Origin of the sequence: Micromonospora profundi (genome assembly GCF_011927785.1) — a bacterium.
In the GTDB taxonomy this organism is placed as follows: Bacteria; Actinomycetota; Actinomycetes; order Mycobacteriales; family Micromonosporaceae; genus Micromonospora; species Micromonospora profundi.
Genome location: NZ_JAATJK010000001.1, coordinates 6,120,349 through 6,139,370 on the forward strand (window position 1 = coordinate 6,120,349; position 19,022 = coordinate 6,139,370).

A 19,022-nucleotide genomic window follows, 5' to 3' on the forward strand; every position below is an offset into this window, starting at 1 on the left:
ACGCTGACTACCCTATGAATTGCGATGACTACTCCCGAACCGGACGCGCCGAGCGCCGGCCCGGCCACTGCGCCCAGTGACGGGCCGGTCACTGTGCTGCCTGTGGAGGGAGTCGGCGGGGACGGGTTGCGCCGCAACGGGAAGTGGGTCGATCTGGCCGCCGTGGTGAGCTTCGTGGCGCTCGCCTTTTGGGTCACTTGCCGCCTCTGGTTGAACCCGGGCAGTGGGGTACGCGACAACCGCACTGACCAGTCGCAGTTCGAATGGATGTTGGCGCACGGTACGCGGGTCGTCACACGCTTCGTGTATCCATTTCATTCCGATCAGATGAACGTGCCTGACGGCGTCAACCTCATGGCCAATACGTCCGTATTATCCATTTCGCTGCCAATGACGCCCGTCACACTGCTGTTCGGCCCGCGCGCGGCATTCCTGCTCTTTCTCACGCTGGGGATGATCGCCACCGCCGTCTCCTGGTACTTCCTGCTCTCCCGCGTCCTCATCGGCGCTCGCGGGCCGTCCTGGCTGGGCGCGGGCTTCTGCGCGTTCGCGCCGGCCATGGTGTCGCACGCCAACGCGCACCCGAACATCGTGTCGCAGTACGTCGTTCCCTTGATCATCTGGCGGACGCTGCGGCTCGCCGAGCCCGGCCGATGGCTACGCAACGGGGTGCTGCTCGCGCTGGTGATCGTCTGGCAGGCGTTCCTCAACCTGGAGATCCTCCTGATGACCGCGATCGGCCTGGGCGTTGTCGTCGTCGCGCTCGCCATCGCTCGCCCACCTCTGCGGTCGCGCGCCCGGCCGTTCCTCGCCGGCCTGGCCGTTGCCGCCGGGGTCGCCGCCGTGCTGCTGGCGTACCCGCTGTACGTGCAGTTCTTCGGCCCGGGCGCGTACTCCGGGCTGTCCAGCCTGATCCGCGGCTACTCCAGCGACCTCGCCTCGTTCGTCGCGTACGCCCGGGAGTCGCTTGCCGGCAGCCCGCGCACCGCCGGAAACCTCGCCAAGAACCCGACCGAGGAGAACAGCTTCTTCGGCTGGTCCCTGCTGGTGCTGGTGGTCGCACTGGTCTGGTGGCTGCGGCGCTCGGTGGTGGTGCTCGCGCTGGCCGGGCTCGCCCTGCTCTTCGCGGTGCTCTCGCTCGGCCGGGAGGTCCGTTTCGCCGGTCGGGGCACCGGCGTGCCCGGGCCGTGGGCAGCCTTGGAGAACCTGCCGATCCTGCACTCGGTGGTGCCGACCCGCTGGGCGTTGGCCATAACCCCGATCATCGGGGTGCTGCTCGCCTACGGCGCCGAGCGCGTACGCGAGATGGCTGCCGCACACCCGACGGCCCGGCGGCAGATCCGCTTCGCCACCGCCACAGTGCTGACGATGGCCCTGCTGCCGATCCTGCCCACCCCGCTGCCCGTTGTCCGTCTCGACCCGGTCCCCACATTCGTGACGAGCGGAGCCTGGCGCCCCTACGTGGCCGGCGGGCGCAGTGTGGTGACCCTGCCGCTGCCGGACACCACCTATGCGGAGCCGCTGCGCTGGTCGGCGGTGACCCGGCTGGACATGCCGCTGGCCCGGGGCTACTTCCTCGGCCCGGACACCCGCCCGAGCGCGGATCCGCCGAAGGTCGCGCTGTTCGGCGCGCCGCCCCGCCCCACCAGTAGCTTCTTCTCCACCATCAGGCGTACCGGTGCGGTGCCGCCGATCACCCCGCAGAGTCGTGTGGACGCGGTCGACGACCTGCGCTACTGGCGGGCCGGCGCGGTAATCCTCGGCCCGCAGGAGCACGAGGACGCGCTGCGTCGGGGGATGACCGAGCTGACCGGGATCCAGCCGGTCTTCACCGGTGGCGTGTGGGTGTGGGACGTCCGGCCGTTGACCGACTGAGCGGGGTTCAGGCCTGGAGTACCAGCGCGTTCACGGCTGGCGGACGCAGCAGCCCTGGCAGACCTTCGGGCTGGGCAGCGTGAAGGCGAGGCAGCAGGTGCGCCGCTGCACTGTCGGCTCGCCGGCCGGGCCGGGCACCAGCTCGACCAGGTCCGCCAGATCGAGTGCCCCGAGCACCGAGTCGATGTTCTGCACCGTCGGGCCGGGCAGGGCGTCGGCGGCCCGAAGGAGGCCGTGCGCGATGCCGGAGGCGACCGAACCGAGCAGGGTCCGGGTGCCCACCCGAACCTCGGACTGGATCGCCGTGATCAGCGGCGCCAGGTGCGCGTCGAGCAATGAGGCGCGCAGCTCGCCCAGCAAGGCCGTCTCGTCGGCGACGACGCGTACCTGCGGCAGGCCGGCCACCGCCAGTGGGTCGTTGGGCAGCACCGCCACAGTGATGCTGCGACGCAGGCCGAGGGTGATCAGGGGCCGGTGGTCCTCGAAGTGGATCAGTACGTCGGACGGGTCGAGCAGCGGCACCCGTCGGGCCGAGGCCCAGCCGAGCACGGCCGGCAGCGCCGTCCAGTAGCTGTAGGACTTCCAGGCCAGCGCGGCGCAGGCGTGCGGGGTGCCGCGCCACCGGACGCCTGCGCCGCGCAGCAACTCCGGCAGTCGGGTGCCGTCGATCAGCGTGGTGGCGGGTGCCCAGACGAATTCGTCGTCGACAAGCAGGCCGCGGGCGAGCCCAGGGAGGTCGTCGGTGCCGAACATGGCCTGCAGTGTGGCGGTGACGGGGGCGAGCGGCGTGGCGGTCATGTCCCGCCTCGGCATCACCGCTGTCACCGTGTCATCCCCTGTCCACGTGGCCGAGGAAGACCTCGGCGGACGGCAGTTGCGTCCTGAGCTAAGGCTAGCCTAACCAACCCGGGGTTATAAGGGAAGCCTCACCTCGGTCGGAGGCGGGAGGCCCGGGTCACGTCGGCTCCCAGCACGAGCGGCGCTCCGCCGTACTACCCGACGCTGCTCCTCGAAAACGCCGACCTCACGCCCGCAGCTCCACGGGTACTTGTCAAGCGGAGTGTCGCCAAGTTGCCAGATGCGTGTGCGCTTCGCCACAGAACGTGAGAATGATACTCCCGGCCACGAGGACGCCGATGACGACATCCCCCCTCGAACGGGCTGCCGACTCCTTCGCGGCCGAACTCGCCCGGCAACGGACCGGACGCGGGCTCTCCAAGAAGCAACTCGCCGTCCTCATGGGGTTCGACCCGTCCTACGTGAGCCACGTCGAAGGGCGCCGGCACCGCCCCACCGAGGACTTCGCCCGCCGGGCCGAAGCCGTCCTGGAGGCCAGCGGCGCGATCTGGCAGCGCTTCCGGGAGTACGACGACCTCCGGCACGCCCGTACCGGCCACCCGCACCGCGAACCCCCCTCGCCCGGCCAGTGGCTGCCACCCGGCACTGGCCTGATCGTCGAACGGGAGCTGGCAGCCCTCACCCACACCGACAACGGCTACCGGTGCGTCATTCGCCGCGAGCTGTACAACGCCGGCACCGAGCCGGTCACCCGCTACCTGGCACGCGTGGCGGTCGACCGTTACCCGAACGACCCCGGCCGCTCCAACCGGCATCACCGCGAGCACCCCCTCACCTTCGCCGAACTGCAACTCCAGGCTCGCCGGGACGACAACGTCGGTGACCCCGAGCCGATGCACTGGCGGGCGAAGCACGACCGGGACGCCTTCAAGGAGATCTGGCTGCTGTTCGAGAACGGTGAGCGGCGCTTCCCGCTCTACCCCGGCGACCGGGCCACAATCGAGTACGCGTACAGCGTCGGCCAGGAGAAGTGGGGGCCCTGGTTCCAGCGGGCCGTCCGGCTGCCCACCCGTCATCTCGCCGTACGGCTGGACCTGCCGGCGGCGCTCGACCCACAGGTCTGGGGCGTGGAGACCTCGCTCTCGGCGGAGGAGGGCCCCCTGAGGACGGCGCCGCAGCGTCGCGACGCGGGCGACCGGGCGCTCTTCGACTGGCAGACCGACGACCCCCCGCTGAACGCCCGCTACCGCATGCAGTGGCGCTTCCGCGCCCGCCCGGACACCGACCCGGACGTCGGGCCCAACGGCGCCCGGGTCCGGCCCAGCGACCGGATGCGGGGGATCGGCATCGTGCAACGCGGCGACGACCTGCTGCGCCAGCGCGTCCGGCAGTTCGACCTGCCCGGCGAGGAACAGGCCGCCCGGGACATCGTCGACCGGCTCACCATGGCGCTTGCCCGCCTCGACGAACTGCATCCGTTCAGCAAGGGCGTCGGTATCGCCGCCCCGCAACTGGGCATCGGCCGGGCCGCGGCGGCAGTCCGGCCCCCCGACCGGTCGGCGGAGCCGGTCATCCTGCTCAACCCCCGGGTTGTCGACGCCGACCCGGAAACCGACGAGCAGTACGAGGGGTGCCTCTCCTTCTTCGACCACCGCGGTCTGGTGCCCCGGCCGCTACGCCTCGACGTGGAACACGCCCAGTGGGACGGCAGCCGGGTCATCACGTCGTTCGAGTTCGGCATGGCCCGGCTCGTCGCCCACGAGATCGACCACTTGGAAGGTCGGCTCTACGTCGACCGGATGGCGCCCGGCGTGCCGCTGGTGCCGGTCGAGGAATACCGGGAAACCGGGCGTCCCTGGCGGTACTGAGCAGGGCGTCCCGGGCGGTGCTCAGCGGTGCGGTGCGACGACGGGGGCCGGGGCGCGTGCCCCAGGGGGCAGGGGCACGCGCCCCGGCTATGGGGGGAGGAACGTTCTAAAGGTCGCCGAAGGTGTCGTAGCGAATGTTCGGCGGCGGCACCCCGTCCGCTGCCAGCACCCGCAGCGCGGACCGGACCATCTGCGCCGAACCGGAGACGTAGCAGTCGTGCGTCGTCCACGGCCCGTACCGGGCCACCACGTCCGGGATGTCACCCACCTCGCCGTCGAAATCCCTGTCGTCGCTGCACGCCGCCGTGACCGACAACCACGGGTGTACGGCCACCAACTCCTGCAAGCCGGCCAACCCGTACAGGTCAGCCGCCTGCCGTGCGCCGTAGAAGACGTGCACCCACCGCGTCCGGTTGTAGGTGGCCAACTCCTCCACCAGAGCCTTGATCGGCGCCAGCCCCACCCCGCCGGCAACGCAGAGGATGTCCCGCTCGGACGTGCGGTCCAGCGTCATCGAACCCATCGGCGCGGCCAGCCGCAGCAGGTGCCCCGGCCGCACCCGGCGGACGAGCGCACCGGACACCCATCCCGCGCCGGGGCTGCGAACGTGGAACTCCAGCACGTTGTCGTCGTTTGGGGCGTTCGCCACCGAGTAGTTCCGCCACACCCTCGGGTGGAAGCGCGGCAACTCCAGGCTGACGTACTGGCCCGCCCGCCACGACAGCGGATGCTGCAACGCCCGGCAGGTCAGCACTGCGGTGTCCGGGCCGTACCGCTCGTGGGTCAGCACCTCAGCGTGCCAGAACGGCGGGTTGCCGTCGTCGGCCGCACCGGCCACCATCTTCGCCGCGATCGCCGCGTACGCGTCCCGCCACGCCTGGTCGTACTCAAGGTTCCAGCCGTCGCCCGCCGTGCTGCGCAGGGCGTCCAGCAGCGCGACGCCCATCGTCGCGTAGTGCTTGTCGTCGACGTGGTACTTACGGTGGTCCCGGCCCAGCGCCCGCAGGAACTCGTCGAAGCTCTCCGGGTCGTCCACCGTGTGGATCGCCGTGATGATCGCCTCCAGCAGGCGGTCACCCTGACCGGTCATCTGCACCGGGAAGAGCTGCCGCAGGGCCGGGTCCAGCAGGAACAGCCGGGCGTAGAAATGGCCGCTCAGCCGCTCCCGGTCCTCCTCGACCAGGGTCCAGCTCTCCTTCAGCAACCGCGCGACATTCTCCACCGGGTGCTCCTTCTCCAGACGTCAGCGGATCGGGCATCCATAGAATCTCCACGGAGCGTGCACACCGGTCGCACAGAATGTGCGATCGGCTCACGCCGCCCGATCGGCCGTACCTGCGGTGCCACCCGTCGGGCAGAGTGGTGCGGTGACCGTTGAGCTGACCCGCCCGGTGTCCCGCCGAGTGTTGGGGACCGAGACGCTGCTGGTCCTCGGCCTCTCCCTCGGCCAGTCCGCGGTCTACGCGGTGGTGTCGATCATCGCGAAGCTGACCGCCGAGGGGCCGCTCTCCAAGCAGACCGCCTCGCTGAACACCTCCGCGTCGGCCCGCCCCTGGCTGGACCTGACGTACCAACTGCTCGGCATCGCCTTCGCGCTGCTGCCCGTGCTGCTCGCCGTACACCTGCTCAGCCGCGACCCCGGCGACCCGGCGCGGACCCTCGGCCTGGACGCCCGACGGCCTGGTCAGGACCTGGCCCGAGGCGCCGGCCTCGCCGCGCTGATCGGCCTGCCGGGGCTGGCCCTGTTCTGGGTGGCGGCCCAGCTCGGCATCAACGCGACGCTGGTGCCGGCCGCGCTGCCGGATCTCTGGTGGACCGTGCCGGTGCTGATCCTCGCCGCCATCCAGAACGCCGTGCTGGAGGAGGTGATCGTGGTCGGCTACCTCGTCACCCGGCTGCGCCAGCTGCACTGGCGGCTGGTCACGATCATCGCGGCCAGTGCGCTGCTACGCGGCTCGTACCACCTCTACCAGGGCTTCGGCGCGTTCGTCGGCAACGCCGTGATGGGCGTCGTGTTCAGCCTCTTCTACCTGCGGACCCGGCGGGTGATGCCGCTGGTCATCGCGCACACGCTGCTCGACGTGTTCGCGTTCGTCGGCTACGCGCTGCTGCCCCGCGAGTGGTTCGACTGGCTCTGACACGGCCGGTAGAGGGCCACCGCCCGCGCCGCGAGCCGTTCGGTCGCCGCCGAGTCGCCCAACGCCGCGGCGAGCACCGCCGCACCCGGCAGCAGCCGGGACGCCAACCGCAACGCCAGCCACCCGCCGGCCTGCGCCGTGAGCGGCGCGGCCAGCCGCCACGCGGCCTCCGCCGCCCTCGGCCACGGCTCCTCCGTCGGATCGCCCGCCGTCTGCGCGGCGGCCAACGCGGCACGCGCGCTCTCCGGATCCGGGTGCACCTGGGTCAGCGCCAGCAGGTCCACGGCCCGGTCGGGATGCGCCGGATCCTGCCCGTACGCCGCCGCCAGGTGCAGCACCAGGTTCGACTGGGTCCAGAGCACCGACGCCAACTCCGCCACCGGCGCGAAGAGCCCCGCGAGCGCGGCCGTCGCCCCACCCGCTGCGGCCGCACCGACGTACCGCCGGGTGGCCAGCCGGGCCAGGCCGTCTGCCGGAGCGTCCGGATACCGACCCCGGAGCCGTTCGGCCCACTCGGCGGCGCTCGGCCCGAGCGCGGGCACCGCCGCCAGGGCCAACAACTCCGGCGCGAAACCCGGGTGGTCAAGCACGCGGGCGGTAACCGCCCGAAGATCCCATTCCGGGGTACGCCCCAGAGCTGGTGCCCGCTCGTGCGTGATCTGCTGTGCGGCTGGCGTGTGCACGACCTGCTGTGCGGCTGGCGCGTCCGCGACTGGTGCTTGAGCGGTCTGCTGTGCGGTCGGCTCGTGTGCGGCTGGCTCGTGTGGGGTCTGCTGCGCGGCTGGCGTGTGCGCGCGCTCGTGTGCGGCTGGCTCGTGTGAGGTCTGCTGCGCTGCCGGCTCGCTGCTCGTGGCGGCGCTGCTCGTGGCGGCGCTGCCGGTGAGGGCGAGGGGCGCCGCGACGTCGGGCTGGGGCTGCTCGGTCGCAGTCTCGGGTGCTGCTGTCGTGGCTTTCTTCGACGCGGCACTCTTGCGAGGGCTCGCCGCCCGCTTGGTCGGTGTGGCTGCCTTGGCGGGTGTGGCTGCCTTGGCCGGCGTGGTCGCCTTAGTGGGTGTGGCTGCCTTGCCCGGTGCGGCTCGCTTGGCCGGCGCGGTTCGTTTGGTCGAGGTGTCTTGTTCGGCCCGCCTGGCCTGGGCGGCTTGCTCGCTCTGAGTGGCCTGCTCGCTCGGGTCCGTCGTTGGTTCGATCGGGGCGGCTGCCGGCACGGCTGAGGTCGGCGGAACCGGCGGCGCGGTCGTCGCGCTTGGGTCGCCGGCCGACGCTCGCGGCTTCTTGCCGGCGGGAGTCTTCCGCGTTGGGGTGGCGCGCGCCTTCGGTACCCGCGTCGCCGGACCGGCGGCTGCCTCTGCGCTTCTCTCGGGCGCTGACCTGTCCGGCGTGCGCGCCGTCGAACCCTTCGCATCGGCGGTACCCGCTTCATTCGCGTCCGCCGCAGGGGCGTCCGTCGCCACAGGGGCGTTCGGCCGGCTCGGGCCGTTGACGTCCGCTGGCGGGCTTTCCGGCACCTGGTTGGGGCCTGACTCCGCCCGTTCCGCCGGCCCTGCTTGATCGGCGTCCGGTGCCGAGGGTTGCGCGCGGGTGATCGTGCTGTCGGGCGTAAGAGCCGGCGGCCGCCTCGGCTGCCGGGGCAGGGGGCGCTCCGGCTCCGGTGGCTGGAACAGAACCGTCGGGGCGGGTCTGGTGCGCCTCGGGCGCTGCTCGTCCGACGTATCCCCGGCCACCGCAGGCTCCGACGGTGCCTTCTCCACGGCCTGCTCAGCGGCCGTCGGCGGAGTGAAGGTCGCCCGCGGAGGGCGCCGCCGCGCTCGGTCAGCAGGCTCTCGACGGGTCGGCTCGCTGGGCGGCTGCTCCTGCATATCGATGCAGCGTAGTCCCGATCACGCTGCCGCACAGCTCGGAACACGGGCTCCAGGAGCCGTGGCAGACGTACCCTGGAAGTCGTTTTGCTCCCGGTGGGTGGGGACCTGTATCCTCGGGCGCGGTGGTCTGCGGGCCACCTGGGAGACTTCGCCTAGTCTGGTCTATGGCGCCGCACTGCTAATGCGGTTGGGGTCTTAAAGCCCCTCCCGGGTTCGAATCCCGGAGTCTCCGCGCGAAAGTCAGGTGTGTACACTGGCTGAGCACGAGCGCCCGTAGCTCAATGGATAGAGCATCTGACTACGGATCAGAAGGTTAGGGGTTCGAGTCCCTTCGGGCGCACAGCAGATAGGGGCCGTTTCGGGAAACCGAGACGGTCCCTTTTCGGTGCGGTACAGCAACAAAGTGCAGCGCACCTGTGGATTAGTCGACGGCGCCCCCCGCACACGGTCGTGACGGTGCGAGCGCGACCAACCGGATCGCACCGCCGGTGACGCCTGGACGGTTCGTCACCCCGGCTACAGGTTCGACGGGCACGGTGTCGTTGATCATGGGCGGAGGGGCGGATCTGCGATTCGGCATCGCGCCCGTTGGCAGAAGCATCGGACCTGTCGATGTCCGATATACTGCATGCGGCAACGTGACTACCTGTTGGTTCCCCGTCCGGTCCAGCGAAGGCCGCCTCGCAAAGAGGCCGGGGCGCCAGCCGAGCTTCGCCGCTGGTGCCCTTGCGGACTGAGTCGCCGCCAGGCGGCCGTGCTGAATGACGGAGGTCACCGCCATGGAGCTGTTCGGGCGCGAGGTAGAGCTGGCGAGCATTACCCGCTTCCTCGAGTCGGTACGCGCCGGCGGTGACGTACGGATTGTCCGTGGCGAACCGGGTGTCGGGAAGTCAGCGCTCCTCGGTGCCGCCGCGAAACTCGCGACCGACTACGGGATGCGCGTCCTCCGCGCCTCGGGGTCGGAGTTCGAAGCCGACATCAGTTACTCGATCCTCAACCAGTTGCTGCTGCCCGTCCACTCGGAGATTCCGCAGCAGCCGCCCGGCCTGCGTGACGCGCTGAATGTCGCGCTAGGTTTCGGTCCAGGCCCGCCACCGCCTGTGTTGCTGGTGTGCAACGCGGCGCTGTCACTGCTGTCGACAATTGCGCGGAAGACACCCGTCCTGCTGCTCGTCGACGACGTGCAGTGGATCGACCGGCCGAGCGCGGTCGTGCTCGGTTTCATCGCGCGACGCGTCCAGGGCACACCGATCGGAGTCGTGGCGTCCTCGCGCACCAGCACCGAGAGCTTCCTTGACCGCCGCGGCCTCACCGAGGTGGTCGTACAGCCGCTCAGCCGGGAGGCCGCCACACAATTCGTCACCGTGCGCTATCCGGACATGTCGTCCCAAGTTCGGCAGCGGCTACTGGACCTGGCGGAAGGCAACCCACTCGCTCTTGTCGAGCTGCCGGCCACGTTGGCAGAGGCCGATCTGCCCGATCCCCTGTCGGAGCCGGGCGCGCCCGGCTCCGATGTGGTCCCGCTCAACAACCGGCTGCGGACCGTGTTCGCCGCGCGGGTCGGCGGACTGCCCGAGGCCACCCGACGACTGTTGCTGCTGGCGACCTTCGAGGGCAGCGGGGAGATCCGAGTACTGCGCGGGATGGCCAGCCTCACCGATCTGGCCCCGGCCGAACGCGCCCGGCTCGTTCGGGTCGACGACGTCGCCGGCCGGATAATCTTCCGCCACCCACTGATCCAATCGGCGATCGTCGCCGCGTCTACACACACCGAGCGGCGGGAAGCCCATCTCGACATCGCTGCGGCGCTCCCCAGTAACTGGGAACGCCGCGCCTGGCACCTGGCGGCGGCGGCGGCCGACCCCGACGAGACGATCGCCGCCATGCTTGACGAGGCGGCTCGGCGTGTCATGCAGCGCGGCGACGTGCTCGGCGCGGTGTCGAACCTGGTCCGCGCTGCTGAGTTGAGTGCGTTCGGGGAGAACCGGGCGCGACGGCTCGCGGAGGCGGCCTACCTGGGCGCGGAGGCAGGAGGAGCGGGCGCTGAGCTCGGTACGCTGCTGGCCGACGCGCAGACCGCCGATCTGGGTCCGTCCGGGGCACTCAGCGCGGCCAGCGCGGCCGCCTTGCTGATGATCAACGGCGACGGTGACGTGCACACCGCCCACCGGCTGCTCGCCGGGGCCATCGAGACCGGACAGCACGGCTGGCGAGCCGACGACCCGGCGCTGGACGAGGCGATGCACACCCTGCTTCTGCTTTGCTGGTATGCGGGAACACCCGGGCACTGGGCGGTTTTCCACCGCGCCTTGGCCCGTCTCATTCCTGGCCCGTCGGACATTCTCTCGGTGATGAGCAGAACCTTCCCGGACCCGGTACGCACCGGGGCGGCCGCGATACCCGACCTGGACGCCCTGCTCGGCACCCTGGCCGACGAGCGCGACCTCACCAGGGTCATGCGCATCGGAACCGCCTCAGTGTACGTCGACCGGCTCGCCGAGGTCCGGGAGTCGTCGTGGCGGCTGGTCCAGCAGGGCCGTGACGGCGGCGCACCGCGTCGTCAACTCGGAGCGCTCCAGCATCTGTGCGTCGACGGCTACTTCACCGGCCGGTGGGACGAGGTCGAGGAACTGGCGAAAGAGGGCCAGAAAGCCTGCCGTGAAGCTGGTTTGCCTTTCCTCACCTGGTATTTCCTGTTCAACCGGGCGAACGTCGCGGCGGGCCGTGGCCTGACCGACGAGGCCTACGCGCTGGCCGACGAGATAACCCGCTGGGCACTCCCACGAGGAGTCGCCGGCGCCGTGGCCGTTGCGCACTACCCGCGTACGCTCGCCGCCGCGGCTGAGGGCGACTTCCAGTCCGCATACCTGCACGCCACCGCTATCAGCCCGGCCGGAGTGCTGGCACCGTACACGCCGATCGCCATGTGGGCCATCATCGATCTCGTCGAAGCCGCTCTGCGTACTGGCCGGACGACCGAGGCGCGGGCCCACGCCGACGCCGTACGCAGGGCGGACCTGGCTGCGATCTCCCCTCGAATGGCGCTGATCCAGCACGGCGTCGACGCCCTCGTTCTCGACGATGAGGAAGCGAGCCGGCGCCTTGAGGAGGTGCTCAGCGCCCCCGCCACGCAACGGTGGCGCTTCGAGGTTTCTCGCATCCGGCTGGCCTTCGCCGAGAAGCTGCGCCGGGGTAAAGCCTTCGCCCGCGCCCGCGAACATCTGCTCGAAGCGCACACCGGTTTCGCCGCCATCGGCGCCGAGCCGTGGTTGACACGCGCCGCGCAGGAGTTGCGGGCCACCGGATACCGCCCGGCCATAGTCGACGAGCCGGGACCGCTCACGTTGACCACCCAGGAGCTCGAGATCGCTCACCTCGCCGCGAGCGGCCTGAGCAACAAACAGATAGCCGAGCGAATGTTCCTGTCCCATCGCACAGTCGGCGCCCACCTCTACCGGATCTACCCGAAACTCGGAATCTCCTCCCGCGCCGGCCTTCGCGACGCGCTGTCGACCATCCGTCGCTACAGTCCGTGACCTGATCTTCACGAGGTTCACCCCCCGGGTGCCTCCTTGCCGAAGGCGCCGCATCGTCGGCGCAGCGGTCCCGTCATCCCCGCAGACGCAGGGCTGCGGGAGAACGCGCGGGGACGGCCGGTTGCCGCGGGTGTCGCCGACGGACCCGGCCGGCTCCCCACCACCGATATCGGACGTCGACGTCCGGGCGTTGACCGACCCGCTGTCGCCCCGCCGTATCTGTCGAATGACTTACGTGCTGCCCGTCGCACCGGGCAGGTGGCCGTTAGTACCGGGTTCGTAGACATGGCGGGGTGAGCCGATCCGGGCTGCGGCGGCCTCGCCGATCCGCTCCCGATGCCACGCGTCTTGTCGAACCGGCCAGCAAAATGACTGATTCTCGCAGCGCCCTCCGGGACGAACCTGGAGTTGGCCGGCACACCGAAATTGATGACCGCCACCAGGCGAGCCACCAACCGGCATTTCCAGTCTGACGCACTGACCCACGCAGGATCACCCGACCATCGTTCACAAGGCGGAGCGCGAGCCTTGTGCCCCGTCTGACATGCGATCACATGTCAGAAGTGATGGTCGCCTACCCACATTGACCCGCTCCGGGGAACGCCGGTGCGGCAACGGAAGGAATGACCTAATGAGCATCACCGGTCAAGAAATCAAGAATGTCGTGCTGGTGCACGGCGCGTTCGCTGACGGTTCGGGCTGGCGCGGCGTGTACGACAACCTGACGGCCCGGGGTTACCGGGTGATGATCGTGCAGAACCCGCTCACCTCGTTCGAGGACGACGTCGCGGCGACCACGAGGGTGCTCGACCTGCAGGACGGTCCGACGATTCTGGTGGCCCACTCCTGGGGTGGCACGGTCATCACCGAGGTCGGAGTCCACCCGAAGGTCGCCGGTCTGGTCTACGTGTCGGCGCTGGCCCCCGACGAGGGCGAGACCACCGCCCAGCAGTACGAGGGATTCGCCCCGACGCCCGACTTCGTCATCGACGTCGGCGAGGACGGATTCGGCTTCCTCAACCACGACAAGTTCAAGGCCGGTTTCGCGGCGGACGCCAGCGACGCCGACGCGGCCTTCCTGCGCGACTCGCAGGTTCCGATCAACATGTCGGTCTTCGGGACGCCGGTGAAGAACGCGGCTTGGCGTGACAAGCCGAGCTGGGCCGTCATCGCGACCGAGGACAAGGCGTTCGACCAGGCCATGCTGCAGCACATGGCCGAGCGTGCCGGTGCGACGATCACCAATGTCTCGGCCAGCCACGACCTGTTCATCACCCAGGCCGATGTCATCTCCGACGTGATCGTGACTGCCGCGCGCAACGCCGCCGGCAGCTCTCACTGACGTTACTCACGGCCGGCTCGCACCGTCGTGCGAGCCGGCCTCGAGCCCGCCGGAGCGTGATCGCATGCTCGTCATGCCGTTTGATGTGGCCCTGTGGATCGAGCTCTTCGCCGCCGGACTCGGTGGCCTTCAGGGCGCCCTGTTCGCGGCCGGAGAAAGGCACCGCCGCATCGACGTGCTCGGTGTCATCGTGATCGGACTGGCCGTCTCACTCGGCGGCAGCCTGCTGCGTGACATCGTGCTCAATCAGCCGCCGGTCGTGATTTGGATGAACTGGTATCTGCTGGTGGCCGGCGGGTCGGCCGTCCTCGGCATGCTGCTGCAGCCGGTGTTCGCACGAGCCGGATGGCTGCTCGCCACGCTCGACGCGGTCGTCATGGGGCTGTTCGGCGCGATCGCCGCCTCGAAAGCGTTGTCGCTCGGCGTCGGCGCGGCCGGGGCGCTCGTCGTCGGGGTCATCGGAGCCATCGGAGGGGGCATACTGCGCGACGTCATCCTGAACCTGCCGGTCTCCTTCCTACAGGTCGGCAGCCTCTATGCCGTCGCTGCGGGGGCTGGCGCCGGCACACTGATCGTGCTCACCGGATTCGGCACGCCCATCCCGATCGCGGGTCTCATCTGCCTGCTCGTGACCACGGCCATTCGTCTGCCCGCAGTCCGCTTCGGCTGGACCTTCCCCGAGCAGCGCGCACTGAAATCCAGGCGTACGACCGGTCCCTGAGCCCTCGACGATGCCGTGTGGGACTGAACTCGTACCGCGACGGCCGCATGGTGTGGCTCATTCGGAACCATCGTGTGCGGATCGAACTTCTGCTTGACCCCGAGGAGGCGGTCGTAGTTGGCGCCGCCGCACACTCGCTCAGCGTCTGCGGATCGAGGGCCTCTCCCGGAGAGAGGAAGTCCACCCAGGCCCCCGCGCCTGCACTGACGTCCGCGTCCAAGCGTGCGTCAGGCGCCTCAGCCGGGCACCAAGGCCGCCCCCGAACGACGGCGGCCTCACGCCTGGTTGTTCTTCGGACGCTCGGTCAGATCGACGACGGCACGGTCGCGCGGGAACTCTGCCCAGACGGCGGCGTCGTCCACCAACCACCGCCCCGTGGTGTCCATCAGGCTGGTCACGCTGGTGACCACAGAGACTATGGCTCCATCAGAGCGCCGGATCATCGACTGGACGAGCCGGACGATTTTCGGGGCCAGGTACTCGAAGCGGGTTACGACGTCGACCTCGTCCCCGAGGACCAACTCATCGAGGTACTTGATCGACACCTCCAGATCCACCGGTCCGAGGCCCGCCGCCGCCAGCTCCTTGATCGACAGGCCGGCGTCGGCCAGAGCGGCACACCGGGCCCGGATCGAATAGTCGAGGTACCGCGGGCTCCGGACACTCCCGTTGGCGCCGAGTCGTCACTGCCGACGGTGATGGACGCCGTGTGTGTCGCACCGTCGTAGCGGGAAAACGAACTCCGGCTGCCCGGGATCACCGTACATCGTTCTGATCTCTTCTTCTCCGTTGCGAGCGCGCAGGTCTTGTCCTCTCTCCGTACGCTGGACCACTCGAGAATCTCGCGATAGGCCGCTTGAACCTCGGCGCCGGGTTCCACGCCCAGTTCGTCGAGCAGTTTCCGGCGTAGCGAGTGGTAGCGGGCGATCGCCTCGGCCTGTTGACCGGCGGCCGACAACACCAGGATGAACCTCGCCTGGAGCGCTTCATTGAAGAATTGATGGGTCGCCACCCGTCTCAGTATGTTGAGCACGGAGCGACCGCTGTCGAGACGAAGCGACAGGTCGGCTGCCTCGACGGCGGCAGCGGCGCATTCGTGGTCGATGGCGTTGAACGGCGCCAGTTGGTCGACCAGCAGGTCCGAAGCGCCGGCGCACGGCCCCCGCCACATTTCCAGGGCTTTCGTGTACGCCGTCAGCGCCGCATCCGGATTGCCGGTGTCGGCTGCCGCGCGGGCCTCCCCGGCAAGCTTCCGGAAAGCCAGCAGATCCAGGTTGCTCTCGTCGGCCACGACGCGGTAGCCGGTTGCGTCGGAGGTGATCCAGCGCCCCTGGGCCCGGGGTGCGATATCCGGTTCGAAAAGATGGCGCAGGTTCCCGATACAGCGGTGGACTATGTTTTTGGCACTTGCCGGGGGCTGGCTCCCCCACAGCATCGTGATCACTTCCTGAGTGCTCACCGGTTGCCCGGCCCGAGTCAGCAGGAGCGCCAGAATCAGGCGCTGCTGGCGGGGTCCAAGATCGAGATCCTGGCCGTCGCGCCGTACCCGAAGCGGGCCCAGGAGTTCGAACAGCAGAGGCCGGCCCCTGTCACCGAGATCGGTCATGGCTGGTTCTTCCGCCGCGAATGCGGACTGTGCGGGATTGCAGCCATCATGTGGTGTACTCCCTCCGAGGCTCCCGAGGTGGTGCCGTCGGTTACCACCTTCGGGCTCGGGGCGCTCCGGTGAATCAGTCAAGCGTTCATGGATCTCAAGGGAGCGTGGACGCGATGCCGTGCGTGGCGGCTCGAATGCCCGACCTATGCCCTCATGGGCGTTGTGGCAACCTGCCAGTGCGACATTTCCTGCGTGTTCAAGGTGTGGTCGTTTGACTGAAGACAAGAAACCTGATGCGCCCGTGCCGCCGGGCCTGAGCCCGGAAGAGTTGACAGCCGTCAACCGCTGATCGTGCAATAGTGTCGTACCTCATTGCTGAGCAGCGAGAGCTGTGTCGATCGGGGCATTGTCGTGGGAGGCTTGTTCGGGCGGAGCGCCGAGCTGGCGCAGATCGAGCGCTTCCTCGAATCGATTCGCTCCCGCGGTGACATCTGGATGCTCCGGGGCGACGCCGGCATCGGCAAGTCCGCGATCCTCGCCGCCACTGGCGATGTTGCGGCTGACAAAGGCATGCGGGTGTTGCGGGCGTCCGGCTCGGAGTTCGAGGCGGCCATCAGCTACTCGATCCTCCACCAGCTGTTGTTGCCGCTGCGCGCCGAGATCGAGCGCCTTCCCCCCGGCCTCCGTGACGCGCTGACGGTTGCGCTGGGCCTCGGCCCCGGTCCGGCACCGGCCGCCCTGCTGGTCTGTAATGCCGCTCTGTCGTTGCTGGCGGCTGCCGCCAAGCAGGCGCCGATCGTCCTGCTGGTGGACGACGTCCAGTGGGCCGACCGTCCGAGCGCCGTCGCGTTGGGCTTCATCGCGAGACGGGTCGAGCTTTCCCCGATCGGCGTGGTGGTGTCATCCCGCACCGGCACCGCCAGCCATCTCGATTGGCGCGGCTTGGCCGAATTGGAGACACTGCCGCTCACCCGGGAGGCGTCCGGGCAACTGGTGGACGCCCGCTTCCCGGGGCTGCCTCCGCATATCCGACAGAGCCTGCTCGATCTGGCGCAGGGCAATCCGCTCGCGCTGGTCGAGTTGGCGGGGACGCTGATGGGCTCGGCAGCGCATGACTGGGAACCGACAGTTGTGGTGCCGCTGACCGAAAGGCTTGAGCAGCTGTACTCCAGGCGGATCGCCGAACTGCCGCATGACACCCGCTGCCTACTGCTGATCGCGACGTTCGAGGGCCACGGAGATCTTCGCGTCCTCCGCGCCATCACCGATCTCGCCCATCTCGCCCCAGCGGAGCGCGCGCAACTCCTAACCGTGGACGACGCGGCAGCCCGCGTCACGTTCCGTCATCCGTTGATCAAGTCGGCAGTCGTCGCATCGGCGACCCACGAGGAGCGGCGGCTGGCCCACCTCGCCATCGCCGACGCGCTCGCCGGCGATCAGGAACGGTACGTCTGGCACCTGGCCGCAGCCACCGACGGGCCGGACGAGACAGTGGCGGCACTGCTCGAGCAGTCGGCACCGGTAATCCTGCAACGCGGGGACGTACTGGGGGCTGTCGCCGCCATGGCACGGGCGGCCGAGATGAGCGCCACCAGGGAGAACCGGGCCCGGCGGATGGTCGAGGCCGCCTACCTCGGGGCCGAGGCGGGCGGCGCCGGGAACGACCTCGACATGCTGCTTGCCGATGCCCGTGCGGTCAGTCCGGACTCCGCTGATTCGCTGCGTGCGGCTACTGCGGCGGCGTTGTTGATGCTGGACGGCGACGGTGACCTGCACGCAGCGATCCGGCTGCTCGGCGGGGCTGTCGAGATCGGCGATCACGGCTGGCGAGGCGACGATCCGGCGGTGGAAGCAGCCATGCAGACATTGCTGCAGCTCTGCTGGTATGCGAGCGACCCCGAGAGCTGGACGGTGTACCAGCGCGCGTTGAGCCGGCTGACAGACCCGTCGGATGTTCTTGCGGTGGGGAGCGCGATCATCCCCGATCCGGTACGCACCGGCGCCGCCGCACGGCCCGCGCTCGATGCCCTGCTCGCCACCTTGACCGGCGAGAAGGATTTCGGTCGGGTCATGCGGATCGGTTTTGCTGCGTTCTACCTCGACCGGCTCGGGGACATCCGGGATTCGTCGTGGCGGGTGCTTCAGTACGGCCGCGAGGGCGGTGCGCCTCGGCTGCAGGTCGGTGCACTGATGTATCTGTGCCTGGACGACTACGCTACGGGCCGGTGGGAGGAGGGCAGGAGGCTGGCCGAGGAGGGACAGCAGCTCTGCTCCACGAGAGTGTCGCAGTTCCTGATCTTCAGCTTCCTGTACTGCCGAGCCCTCCTGGCCGCCGGTCGGGGGGACGTGGGCGAGGCTTTCGAGCTGGCGGACGAGATGACCCGGTGGGCACAGCCGCGTGGTGTCGGTATCGCGATGACCATCGCATACCACCCGCGCGTTCTGGCCGCCGCTGCCCAGGGCGATTACGAATCGGCTTACCGGTACGCCAGCGCGATCAGCCCGGCCGGCGTGCTGGCGCCGTACGTTCAGGTGGCGACGTCCGTGATGTTCGACCTGGTGGAAGCGGCGCTACGCACTGGCCGGACCGCCGAGGCGCGCGCACACGCCGACGCCATGCGAGCGGCTGATGTGGCGGCGATCTCGCCACGGATGGCGCTCATCCAGTGCGGGGTCGACGCCTTGGTCCTCGGTGACGATGCAGCCGTGGCGCGGCTGGAGGAGGCGTTGGCGGAGCCCAGTGCGGAACGCTGGCTGTTCGATGCGTCGCGCATCCGCCTCGCCTTCGCCGAAAGTCTCCGTCGACGCAGGGCACCTTCAGCAGCCCGAGCCCACCTACTCAACGCGCGGATCGGCTTCGCGGCGATGGGTGCCGAGCCGTGGCTCGCTCGTACCGTCCACGAACTGCGAGCCACCGGATATCGGCGCGGTCCTGCCCACCGGCCGCCGGTCGCCCTGACCGCTCAGGAACTCGAGATAGCCGATCTGGCGGCCGGCGGGCTGACCAATAAACAGATCGCGGAGCGCCTCTACATTTCGCACCGGACGGTGAGCGCCCACCTTCATCGGATCTACCCGAAGCTCGGCATCACGACGCGGGCCGGACTGCGTGACGCTCTTGCCGGGCAGGAATCCACGGACCGGCACGGCTCCGACGGGTGAGGCGCCGCCCTCGTGTTGCCGGTCGTTCGGGCACGGGATCAGTTGGATGACCCGACTCCCTGCTTCGGCTTCTTCGACCACGGAGGGCCGCCGGTCGGCCGCTGCGGCCGCCCAGACATCGACGAA

Annotated in this window: 11 protein-coding genes, 2 tRNA genes and 1 pseudogene; 9 read left to right on the forward strand and 5 right to left on the reverse strand. The window is 69.6% G+C overall.

Translation table 11 applies throughout. The features are described 5' to 3' along the window. The first annotated feature begins 24 nt into the window (after positions 1-24). The gene (locus F4558_RS27390) at positions 25-1,875 is read left to right on the forward strand and encodes a DUF6311 domain-containing protein (RefSeq protein WP_245241370.1); all 1,851 of its coding nucleotides are present in this window, start codon (positions 25-27) and stop codon (positions 1,873-1,875) included. A gap of 30 nt (positions 1,876-1,905) precedes the next feature. Here the strand turns inward: F4558_RS27390 and F4558_RS27395 are convergent, their stop codons facing one another. After that, positions 1,906-2,688, reverse strand: a complete 783-nt coding sequence (locus F4558_RS27395) for an IucA/IucC family C-terminal-domain containing protein (protein ID WP_053651473.1) — start codon at positions 2,686-2,688, stop codon at positions 1,906-1,908. Between the two features lie 323 nt (positions 2,689-3,011). Here F4558_RS27395 and F4558_RS27400 point away from each other — a divergent pair, with 323 nt between their 5' ends. Further along, the gene (locus F4558_RS27400; protein WP_167946556.1) at positions 3,012-4,541 is read left to right on the forward strand and encodes a peptide deformylase; all 1,530 of its coding nucleotides are present in this window, start codon (positions 3,012-3,014) and stop codon (positions 4,539-4,541) included. Positions 4,542-4,647: 106 nt separating this feature from the next. On the opposite strand, the gene F4558_RS27405 is transcribed toward F4558_RS27400, so the two are convergent. Next, positions 4,648-5,763, reverse strand: a complete 1,116-nt coding sequence (locus F4558_RS27405) for a globin domain-containing protein (protein WP_053651469.1) — start codon at positions 5,761-5,763, stop codon at positions 4,648-4,650. 145 nt (positions 5,764-5,908) lie between these two features. On the opposite strand from F4558_RS27405, the gene F4558_RS27410 reads away from it, so the two are divergent. Further along, positions 5,909-6,679 carry a CPBP family intramembrane glutamic endopeptidase gene (locus F4558_RS27410; RefSeq protein ID WP_167946558.1) on the forward strand — a complete coding sequence of 257 codons (771 nt, stop codon included), beginning with the start codon at positions 5,909-5,911 and terminating at the stop codon, positions 6,677-6,679. Here F4558_RS27410 and F4558_RS31815 read toward each other — a convergent pair. Next, positions 6,640-7,884 (reverse strand): hypothetical protein, encoded by a 1,245-nt coding sequence (locus F4558_RS31815; protein ID WP_245241371.1) that lies wholly within the window; start codon positions 7,882-7,884, stop codon positions 6,640-6,642. The two genes, F4558_RS27410 and F4558_RS31815, sit on opposite strands and share 40 nt — an antisense overlap. A 795-nt stretch (positions 7,885-8,679) precedes the next feature. Between F4558_RS31815 and F4558_RS27420 the strand changes: the two genes are divergently transcribed. The 5 genes from F4558_RS27420 to F4558_RS27440 all read left to right on the forward strand — a co-directional run bounded on the left by F4558_RS27420 (position 8,680) and on the right by F4558_RS27440 (position 14,137). Continuing rightward, positions 8,680-8,770 (forward strand) — tRNA-Ser (locus F4558_RS27420). Positions 8,771-8,805: 35 nt separating this feature from the next. Then, a tRNA-Arg gene (locus F4558_RS27425) sits at positions 8,806-8,878 on the forward strand. A gap of 439 nt (positions 8,879-9,317) precedes the next feature. Beyond that, complete coding sequence (locus tag F4558_RS27430; RefSeq protein WP_209273418.1) at positions 9,318-12,074, forward strand: ATP-binding protein; 2,757 nt, start codon at positions 9,318-9,320, stop codon at positions 12,072-12,074. A 631-nt stretch (positions 12,075-12,705) separates the two neighbouring features. After that, a complete protein-coding gene (locus F4558_RS27435) occupies positions 12,706-13,416 on the forward strand; it encodes an alpha/beta fold hydrolase (protein WP_167946562.1) in 711 nt (236 codons plus the stop codon). Between the two features lie 64 nt (positions 13,417-13,480). Further along, on the forward strand, positions 13,481-14,137 hold the full coding sequence (locus F4558_RS27440; RefSeq protein ID WP_167946564.1) for a trimeric intracellular cation channel family protein: 657 nt from the start codon (positions 13,481-13,483) through the stop codon (positions 14,135-14,137). 275 nt (positions 14,138-14,412) lie between these two features. Here the strand turns inward: F4558_RS27440 and F4558_RS27445 are convergent, their stop codons facing one another. Together F4558_RS27445 and F4558_RS31820 are read right to left on the reverse strand one after the other, a co-directional pair. Further along, complete coding sequence (locus F4558_RS27445; RefSeq protein ID WP_312877452.1) at positions 14,413-14,769, reverse strand: acyl-CoA thioesterase; 357 nt, start codon at positions 14,767-14,769, stop codon at positions 14,413-14,415. 215 nt (positions 14,770-14,984) lie between these two features. Beyond that, a pseudogene (locus tag F4558_RS31820) lies at positions 14,985-15,743 on the reverse strand (AfsR/SARP family transcriptional regulator); the annotation flags it as partial. A gap of 363 nt (positions 15,744-16,106) precedes the next feature. Between F4558_RS31820 and F4558_RS27455 the strand changes: the two are divergent. After that, complete coding sequence (locus F4558_RS27455) at positions 16,107-18,896, forward strand: AAA family ATPase (RefSeq protein WP_167946570.1); 2,790 nt, start codon at positions 16,107-16,109, stop codon at positions 18,894-18,896. The last annotated feature ends 126 nt before the right edge of the window (positions 18,897-19,022 follow it).

Excerpts from the sequence above, each read along its gene's own strand:
- F4558_RS27430 (WP_209273418.1), top strand. The coding sequence starts at position 9,318 with ATGGAGCTGTTCGGGCGCGAGGTAGAGCTGGCGAGCATTACCCGCTTC.
- F4558_RS27400 (WP_167946556.1), top strand. The coding sequence starts at position 3,012 with ATGACGACATCCCCCCTCGAACGGGCTGCCGACTCCTTCGCGGCCGAA.
- F4558_RS27435 (WP_167946562.1), top strand. The coding sequence starts at position 12,706 with ATGAGCATCACCGGTCAAGAAATCAAGAATGTCGTGCTGGTGCACGGC.
- F4558_RS27390 (WP_245241370.1), top strand. The coding sequence starts at position 25 with ATGACTACTCCCGAACCGGACGCGCCGAGCGCCGGCCCGGCCACTGCG.
- F4558_RS27440 (WP_167946564.1), top strand. The coding sequence starts at position 13,481 with ATGCTCGTCATGCCGTTTGATGTGGCCCTGTGGATCGAGCTCTTCGCC.
- F4558_RS27395 (WP_053651473.1), bottom strand. The coding sequence starts at position 2,688 with ATGCCGAGGCGGGACATGACCGCCACGCCGCTCGCCCCCGTCACCGCC.